This is a genomic window from Rhodococcus sp. (in: high G+C Gram-positive bacteria) (assembly GCF_049299235.1).
Lineage (GTDB): Bacteria > Actinomycetota > Actinomycetes > Mycobacteriales > Mycobacteriaceae > Rhodococcus.
In genome coordinates this window covers 1-8400 of record NZ_JBAQXC010000188.1, presented here as the reverse complement: position 1 = coordinate 8400, position 8400 = coordinate 1, and the positions used below count along the sequence as shown (strand labels likewise).

9 protein-coding genes are annotated in these 8400 nt (G+C 69.0%); all 9 read left to right on the top strand.

Annotation, left to right across the window (positions count from 1 at the left end):
* Positions 1-896: bifunctional diaminohydroxyphosphoribosylaminopyrimidine deaminase/5-amino-6-(5-phosphoribosylamino)uracil reductase RibD (gene ribD / locus WAX14_RS11440; protein WP_422628179.1), on the top strand; the 896-nt coding region annotated here is incomplete at its 5' end.
* A complete protein-coding gene (locus WAX14_RS11435; RefSeq protein WP_422628178.1) occupies positions 897-1505 on the top strand; it encodes a riboflavin synthase in 609 nt (202 codons plus the stop codon). It abuts the gene before it with no gap.
* A gap of 82 nt (positions 1506-1587) precedes the next feature.
* The gene (locus WAX14_RS11430; RefSeq protein ID WP_422628177.1) at positions 1588-2838 is read left to right on the top strand and encodes a bifunctional 3,4-dihydroxy-2-butanone-4-phosphate synthase/GTP cyclohydrolase II; all 1251 of its coding nucleotides are present in this window, start codon (positions 1588-1590) and stop codon (positions 2836-2838) included.
* On the top strand, positions 2838-3320 hold the full coding sequence (ribH, locus tag WAX14_RS11425) for a 6,7-dimethyl-8-ribityllumazine synthase (RefSeq protein ID WP_422628176.1): 483 nt from the start codon (positions 2838-2840) through the stop codon (positions 3318-3320). The genes WAX14_RS11430 and ribH overlap by 1 nt, the downstream gene beginning before the upstream one ends.
* Entirely contained in the window at positions 3317-3793 is a 477-nt protein-coding gene (locus tag WAX14_RS11420; protein WP_422628175.1) for a PH domain-containing protein, read from the top strand. Before ribH ends, WAX14_RS11420 begins: the two co-directional genes overlap by 4 nt.
* Positions 3794-3802: 9 nt before the next feature.
* Complete coding sequence (gene uvrC / locus WAX14_RS11415; RefSeq protein ID WP_422628174.1) at positions 3803-5974, top strand: excinuclease ABC subunit UvrC; 2172 nt, start codon at positions 3803-3805, stop codon at positions 5972-5974.
* A gap of 89 nt (positions 5975-6063) precedes the next feature.
* Positions 6064-6918 carry an RNase adapter RapZ gene (gene rapZ / locus WAX14_RS11410; protein ID WP_422628180.1) on the top strand — a complete coding sequence of 285 codons (855 nt, stop codon included), beginning with the start codon at positions 6064-6066 and terminating at the stop codon, positions 6916-6918.
* Positions 6915-7916: a gluconeogenesis factor YvcK family protein gene (locus WAX14_RS11405; protein WP_422628173.1), complete on the top strand. Its 1002-nt coding sequence runs from the start codon at positions 6915-6917 to the stop codon at positions 7914-7916. The genes rapZ and WAX14_RS11405 overlap by 4 nt, the downstream gene beginning before the upstream one ends.
* On the top strand, positions 7907-8400 hold a 494-nt coding region (whiA, locus tag WAX14_RS11400; RefSeq protein ID WP_422628172.1), incomplete at its 3' end, for a DNA-binding protein WhiA. The genes WAX14_RS11405 and whiA, both read left to right, overlap by 10 nt.

The following is an 8400-nucleotide window of genomic DNA, read 5'->3' as shown; positions in this document are numbered from 1 at the left end:
GCGCCACCCAGCCGCCGGGCGGGCCACACGCCGAGGTGATGGCGCTGCGCGCGGCTGGGGAGCGGTCCCGCGGTGGAACCGCGGTGGTGACGCTGGAACCGTGCGATCACACCGGACGCACCGGACCGTGTACCCGTGCGTTGATCGATGCGGGCATCGCGACCGTCTACTACGCGGTGCCCGATCCGAATAGGTCCGCTGCCGGTGGCGCCGCGACGCTGCGCGCCGCCGGTATCACCGTGCACGAGGGTCTCGGTGCGGACGTGGTCGCCGCAGGCCCACTGCGGGCGTGGCTGCACTGCACCCGCACCGGACGTCCGCACGTGACCTGGAAGTATGCGGCGTCGCTGGACGGGCGCATCGCCGCCGCCGACGGCACCAGTCGATGGATCTCCGGGCCGGAGTCCCGTGCCGTCGTGCACGCCGAACGCGCCAAACTCGATGCGATCGTCGTCGGCACCGGCACGGTTCTCGCGGACGATCCGTGGCTCACCGCCCGGTTGCCCGACGGTTCGCTCGCCCCGCACCAGCCGCTGCGGGTGGTGGTGGGCACCCGGAACCTGCCGACACGTGCACGTGTCCTCGACGACGCCGCACCGACCCTGGTGCTGCCCACCCGCGATGTCGACGAGGTGCTGGACGCGCTGACCGAGCACCCCGATGTGCTGCTCGAGGGTGGTCCGCAATTGGCCGGTGCCTTCCTCGCGGCGCGGCGCGTCGATCGCATCCAGGCGTACCTCGCGCCGGTTCTCCTCGGTGACGGACTGTCCGCTGTGAGGGACGCGGGCGTGAACACCATCACCGAGGCGATACGGTTTCGTCGGGAGCGCGTCGAAACGATCGGCGCCGACGTGTTGATGACCCTGGTCCCCGACCGGGAGCAAAGGAGCGGGTAGATGTTCACCGGGATCGTCGAAGAGCTGGGTGAAGTCGTCGCGCGCGAGGATCTGGCCGACGCGGCACGATTCACCGTGCGCGGACCGCTGGTCACCTCCGACGCCGCGCACGGCGAGTCCATCGCGGTGAACGGCGTGTGCCTGACCGTCGTCGACGTCGTCGGCGGAGACAGCTTCACGGCCGATGTGATGCAGGAGACCCTGAACCGGTCGAGCCTGTCGAACCTGGCCGCGGGCAGCCGGGTCAACCTCGAACGGGCCGCCGCGCTCGGCAGCAGGCTCGGTGGTCATCTGGTGCAGGGACATGTCGACGGCACCGGCACCGTGATCTCCCGTGCCCCGTCCGAGAACTGGACTGTCGTTCGGATTTCCTTGCCGGACACCGTGTCTCGGTATGTCGTCGAGAAGGGTTCGATCACCGTCGACGGTGTGTCGCTGACCGTGTCCGGTCTCGGCGGCGACACAGGACCGCACTGGTTCGAGATTTCGCTGATCCCCACCACCTTGTCGATGACCACGCTCGGCGCCGCCGAACCCGGCGCAGTCGTCAACCTCGAGGTCGATGTGATCGCAAAGTACGTGGAGCGGCTGCAGCGCGCGGGCCGCTGAGTCGTACTGTGGAATGCGGCAGTTTCCCGTGCCGTGCCAGTGCATGCAGTTGTTGGAATATCGAGATTTGGAGTCCAGACAAGTGACGAGGTTCGACTCGATCGAGCGTGCGGTCGCAGACATCGCAGCCGGCAAGGCCGTCGTCGTGGTCGACGACGAGGACCGGGAGAACGAGGGCGACCTCATCTTCGCAGCCGAAAAGGCCACGCCCGAACTGGTGGCGTTCATGGTGCGGTACACCTCGGGCTACCTGTGTGTACCGCTCGACGGAGAAGACTGCGATCGCCTCGGGCTACCCCCGATGTACTCCACCAATCAAGACAAACACGGCACCGCGTACACGGTCACCGTCGACGCGAAGGAAGGCATCGGCACCGGCATCTCCGCATCGGATCGCGCCGCGACGATGCGCCTGCTCGCGGATCCGACAACCCGCGCCGACGACTTCACCCGGCCCGGCCACGTCGTGCCGCTGCGCGCGAAGGAAGGCGGCGTGCTGCGTCGCCCCGGACACACCGAGGCCGCCGTCGATCTGGCACGCATGGCCGATCTACGTCCCGCCGGCGTCATCTGCGAAATCGTCTCGCAGAAGGACGAAGGTGAGATGGCCCGCACCGACGAACTCCGGGTCTTCGCCGACGAACACGAACTCGCCTTGATCTCCATCGCCGATCTCATCGCGTGGCGCCGCAAGCACGAGAAGCATGTCGTGCGCATCGCCGAAGCCCGCATCCCCACCCGACACGGTGACTTCACCGCCGTCGGCTACCAGAGCATCTACGACGAGGTCGAGCACGTCGCCCTCGTGCGCGGCGACATCGCCGGACCGGACGACGACGGCTCGGATGTGCTCGTGCGCGTCCACTCCGAATGCCTGACCGGCGATGTGTTCGGTTCGCTGCGCTGCGACTGTGGGCCGCAACTCGATGCGGCACTCGAGATGATCGCTGCCGAAGGACGCGGTGTCGTGCTGTACATGCGCGGACACGAGGGCCGCGGCATCGGTCTCATGCACAAGTTGCAGGCCTACCAGTTGCAGGACTCCGGGTCGGACACGGTCGACGCGAATCTGCAGCTGGGCCTGCCCGCCGATGCCCGCGACTACGGCATCGGCGCGCAGATCCTCGTCGATCTCGGTGTCTCGTCGATGCGGTTGCTCACCAACAACCCGGCCAAGCGCGTCGGCCTCGACGGCTACGGTCTGCAGATCACCGAGCGGGTTGCGATGCCGTTGCGGGCCAACGCCGAGAACCTCACCTACCTGCGTACCAAGCGCGACCGGATGGGGCACGACCTGGTCGGACTGGACGACTTCGAGGCCGGTGACGCCTGATGAGCGGTGAAGGACTTCCCGATCTGCAGCTCGCCCATGCGCGCGGGCTGCGCTTGGCGATCGTCGCAGGCCGCTGGCACGAGCGGATCTCCGAAGCCCTGATCGCGGGCGCACACCGCGTCGCCGACGAGGCCGGCATCACCGATGTCACCGTGGAGCGGGTCGCCGGTGCCGTCGAACTGCCGGTCGTCGCGCAGCACCTGGCCCGCACCCACGATGCAGTTGTCGCGCTCGGAGTCGTCATCCGCGGGGGCACCCCGCACTTCGAGTATGTATGTGACGCGGTCACGTCCGGTCTGACCCGGGTCGCGCTCGACGAGGGCACTCCGGTCGGCAACGGTGTCCTCACCACCGACACCGAACAGCAGGCTCTGGTCCGGTCCGGTCTGGCCGGTTCGGTCGAGGACAAGGGCGGGCAGGCGTGCGCGGCCGCACTCGATGCCGCGGTCACCCTGCGGCGCCTCCGGGAGACCGGGCGATGACCGTGGCTGCCACGACGACGGACTGGGAGCTCGACGTCCGAAGCGTCAAGATGCGCCGGTGGATGATCCTCGGCGCGTCGTTCCTGATGCTCGGCCACATCGGGGCAGCTCTGGTGCTGCGCGGCGGCGGCCACAGCGGCGCGTATCTGCGCCTGGCCGATCAGATCGCGATGGTGGCGATCGGAATCATCGTGTCGGGGTTCACGCTGATGTTCACGCGGCCGCGGTTGCGGGCCGGCGCTGCCGGTGTCGAAGTGCGCAAAGTGTTCGGTGAACGGCGACTGGACTGGGACGAGGTGCGCGGGCTGAGCTTCGCGCACGGTGGCCCGTGGGCGCGCCTCGAACTACCCCACGACGAGTACCTGCCGGTCGCGGCGTTGCAGGTGCGTGACGGGCAGCACACGGCCGAAGCGGCCGATACGTTTCGCGCGCTGCACGCCCGGTACGGCAAACCCGTCGGTGGTGCCGACTAGCCTGGACTCGTGCCCGACCCGTCGACCTACCGCCCCGCACCCGGATCCGTCCCGGCCGAGCCGGGCGTCTACAAGTTCCGCGATCCGCACGGCCGAGTCGTCTATGTCGGCAAGGCGAAAAGCCTGCGATCACGGCTGAATTCGTACTTCGCGGACGTCGCGTCGCTGCATCCACGGACCCGGCAGATGGTCACCACCGCGGGCAGCGTCGAGTGGACGGTGGTCCGCACCGAGGTCGAGGCGCTGCAACTCGAATACAACTGGATCAAGGAGTTCGATCCTCGGTTCAACGTCCGCTATCGCGACGACAAGACGTATCCGATGCTCGCGGTCACCGTGGGCGAGGAGTATCCGCGCTTGTTCGTCTACCGTGGCCCGCGGCGCAAGGGGGTGCGCTACTTCGGCCCGTACTCGCACGCGTGGGCGATCCGGGAAACCCTCGACCTGTTGCTGCGGGTGTTTCCCGCCCGCACCTGCACGGCCGGGGTGTTCAAAAGGCACACCCAGATCGGCCGGCCGTGTCTGCTCGGCTACATCGACAAGTGCTCGGCGCCGTGCGTCGGCCGCGTCGACGCTGCCGAACACCGCCGGATCGTGGACGACTTCTGCGACTTCCTCGCCGGCCGCACCGACATGTTGGTTCGCGACGTCGAAGCGCGCATGCAGGCGGCGTCTGCGGATCTCGACTTCGAAACCGCCGCCCGCCTCCGCGACGATCTGGGTGCATTGCGCAAGGCGCTCGAGAAGCAGGCAGTCGTGCTCGGCGACGGCACCGACGCGGACCTGGTGGCGTTCGCCGGCGACGACCTCGAGGTGTCGGTGCAGGTCTTCCACGTTCGCGGAGGCCGGGTGCGCGGGCAGCGCGGCTGGGTCGTCGAGAAGTCCGGGGACGTCGTCGACCGTCCGGATGCCGCCGACGGTAACGGAGGGGAAGGCGCCGAGGATGCGCTGCTCGTCGAGCAGTTCCTCACCCAGTTCTACGGCGAGGAAGCGGCACTGACGGAATCCGCCGGTACCGAACCGGCCGGTAGTGCGGTACCGCGCGAGGTACTGGTGCCGGCGCTGCCGCCGGACCCGCAGGAGATGAGCCGCTGGCTTGCCGGACTGCGCGACGGCCCGGTCCGGTTGCGGGTGCCGCAACGCGGCGACAAGAAGGCCCTCGCAGAAACCGTGCAGCGCAATGCGACGGAAGCCCTCGCCCAGCACAAACTGCGTCGCGCCGGCGATTTCACCGCGCGGTCCGCGGCGCTTCAAGGCATTCAGGACGCGCTCGACCTGGATTCGGCGCCGCTACGCATCGAATGCGTCGACATCAGCCATGTACAGGGCACCGACGTCGTCGCCTCCCTCGTGGTGTTCGAGGACGGCCTACCCCGCAAGTCGGACTATCGGCACTACGCGATCCGGGAAGCCGCCGGAGACGGTCGCTCCGACGACGTCGCTTCCATCGCGGAGGTCACCCGCCGGCGCTTCCTGCGGCACCGACGCGACATCGTTGCTGACGGGGAGGGGGGAGACGGCGGCGACTTCGGGACCGAGGCCGCGCTCGATCCGGCGACCGGCAAGCCGCGGCGCTTCGCGTATCCGCCGAATCTCTACGTCGTGGACGGTGGCGCCCCGCAGGTCGCGGCCGCCGCGGCGGTCCTCGACGAACTCGGTGTCACCGACGTATCGGTGATCGGTCTGGCCAAGCGCCTCGAGGAAGTGTGGGTGCCGGGCGAATCGGATCCGGTGATCCTGCCGCGCACCAGCGAATCGTTGTATCTGTTGCAGCGGGTGCGCGACGAAGCGCACCGCTTCGCGATCACCTTCCATCGCAGCAAACGGTCGCGCCGCATGACGGCGTCCGCGCTGGACGGGGTCCGGGGACTCGGTCAGACGCGACGCACCGCGCTGGTCACGCACTTCGGGTCGGTGGCGCGACTGCGGGACGCGAGCATCGAGGACATCACGGCCGTCCCCGGTATCGGAGCGGCCACTGCCCGCGCGGTCCTCACCGCGTTACGCGCGGACGACGCGGCAGGGACCGACACAGCAGGGACCGACACGGCAGGGACCGGCACGCCGTCCGATCCGGCCCCCGCCGGCCGGGTCGACGCCGATCGCGCTGCGGAGGACATGCCGGTACGTGATGATGGCAACGTCGGCGTGTCGGGACCACGAGCGGAGTCGGAACTGTGAAACAACACACTGTGGTCGGGCCGTCCGGACCGGAACCGGGCAGTACCGGAGGCGCCGAGGCGCCCGGAGATCGGCGTGCCGAGGTCACCCTGGTCACCGGACTGTCGGGTGCGGGCATGAGCACCGCGGCCACCGCCCTGGAGGATCTCGGCTGGTACGTCTCCGACAACGTGCCGCCGCAACTGGTCATATCCATGGTCGACCTGGCGGTGCAGGCCGAACCCCCGCTCGAACGACTCGCCGTCGTGATGGATGTGCGGAGTCGCCTGTTCACCGGAGACCTCGGCTGGGTCGTCACCGAACTCGCTGCCCGCCCGGTGCGTACCCGCGTGCTGTTCCTCGAGGCAACGGACGCCGTGCTCATCCGGCGGTTCGAACAGGTGCGTCGTAGTCATCCGCTGCAGGCGGACACCGCCGATCGCACCCTCGCCGACGGTATCGCCGCCGAACGAGCCCAACTCGCCCCTGTCAAGGCGGCCGCGGATCTGGTGGTCGACACGTCGGCGTTGTCGGGGCCGGAACTGCGCCGCAAGATCGAATCGGCGTTCGGTGACGCGGCTGCCGACACCATCCAGGTGACCGTCGAATCGTTCGGATTCAAGTACGGTCTGCCGATGGACGCGGACCTCGTGTGCGACGTGAGGTTCCTGCCGAACCCGCACTGGGTGCCGCACCTGCGTGACCACACCGGGCAGGACGCCGACGTGCGCGACTACGTGCTCTCCCGCGATGGTGCCGCCGACTACCTACAGACCTATCATCGAGTGCTCCAACTGACCACGGCCGGCTACCGCCGGGAAGGAAAGCGCTACATGACGATCGCGGTGGGCTGCACCGGCGGCAAGCACCGAAGCGTGGCGATGACCGAAGCGCTCGCCGCGCACCTCGCCCAGGATCCTGCGCTGACCGTACACGTCGTGCATCGCGATCTGGGTCGCGAATGACTGCGGCGACGATCGTCGCACTGGGTGGTGGGCACGGCCTGTATGCGACGCTCAGTGCCGTGCGGCGCCTCACCGATCGGGTCACCGCGATCGTCACCGTCGCCGACGACGGCGGTTCCTCCGGGCGTCTGCGCGCCGAACTCGGCGTCATTCCCCCGGGCGATCTGCGCATGGCGCTCGCCGCACTCGCCGCCGACAGCCCGGACGTCCGGGTGTGGACCGACACCGTGCAACACCGGTTCGGCGGCACCGGTGCGCTCGCCGGGCACTCTGTCGGGAACCTGATCCTCGCCGGACTCACCGAGGTCCTCGGCGACCCCGTCGCGGCCCTGGACCGGCTCGGCTCCGTCCTCGACATTCGCGGCCGGGTCCTGCCGATGTCGCCGATTCCGCTGGACATCGAAGCGGACGTTTCGGGGCTCGAATCGGATCCGCGCGTCAGTCGCGGTATCCGCGGTCAGGTCGCGGTCGCCACCACACCCGGCAAGGTGCGCCGGGTCCGGCTGATCCCCGCCGACCCACCGGCATGCCCGGACGCCCTGGCCGCAGTCGATGCCGCCGACCTGGTGGTACTCGGGCCGGGATCGTGGTTCTCGAGCGTCATCCCGCACATGCTGGTCCCGGACCTGCTCGACGCGCTCACCCGAACGCCGGCCCGCAAGGTGCTGGTCCTGAACCTCGCCGCGGAACCGGGGGAGACCGCCGGGTTCTCCACCGAACGTCACTTGCATGTGTTGGCGCAGCACGCACCGGGATTCCGTGTCGACTACATCGTCGTCGACGCGACGTCTGTGCCCGCCGGTCGTGAGCGGGAACACCTGTGCCGGGCCGCCGCCCGCTTCGATGCCGAGATCGTCTACGCCGACGTCGCGGAAACCGGTACTCACCGACACGACCCCGTGAAACTTGCCGGGGTCCTGGCAACGCATCTGCCTGCCGCGTCCGGCGCCGCCGACACCAGCGACAGCAGCCGAAGGGAGATCGTCTCGTGGCAATGACAGTGGAGGTCAAGGACGAGCTGAGCAGGCTCGCGGTGACCCGCACCAGCAGCCGCAAGGCCGAGGTGTCCGCTCTCCTGCGTTTCGCCGGTGGCCTGCACATCGTCGGTGGTCGTGTCGTGGTCGAAGCCGAGGTGGACCTCGGTTCGATCGCGCGCCGATTGCGCCGCGAGATCTTCGAGTTGTTCGGCTATTCGGCCGAGGTACATGTGCTCGGGGCCGGCGGTCTGCGCAAGAGTTCGCGGTACATCGTCCGGGTCGCCAAGGACGGCGAGGCGCTCGCGCGCCAGACCGGCCTGCTCGACCTGCGTGGCAGGCCGGTCCGCGGGCTACCCTCGCAGGTCGTCGGCGGCAGCATCGCCGACGCCGAAGCCGCCTGGCGCGGTGCCTTCCTGGCCCACGGTTCGCTCACCGAACCGGGACGCTCGTCGGCACTCGAGATCAGTTGTCCGGGACCCGAGGCGGCGCTCGCGCTCGTCGGTGC

Coding starts and splice junctions, on each gene's coding strand:
- WAX14_RS11435 (WP_422628178.1), top strand. CDS start 897: ATGTTCACCGGGATCGTCGAAGAGCTGGGTGAAGTCGTCGCGCGCGAG.
- ribH (WP_422628176.1), top strand. CDS start 2,838: ATGAGCGGTGAAGGACTTCCCGATCTGCAGCTCGCCCATGCGCGCGGG.
- WAX14_RS11420 (WP_422628175.1), top strand. CDS start 3,317: ATGACCGTGGCTGCCACGACGACGGACTGGGAGCTCGACGTCCGAAGC.
- WAX14_RS11405 (WP_422628173.1), top strand. CDS start 6,915: ATGACTGCGGCGACGATCGTCGCACTGGGTGGTGGGCACGGCCTGTAT.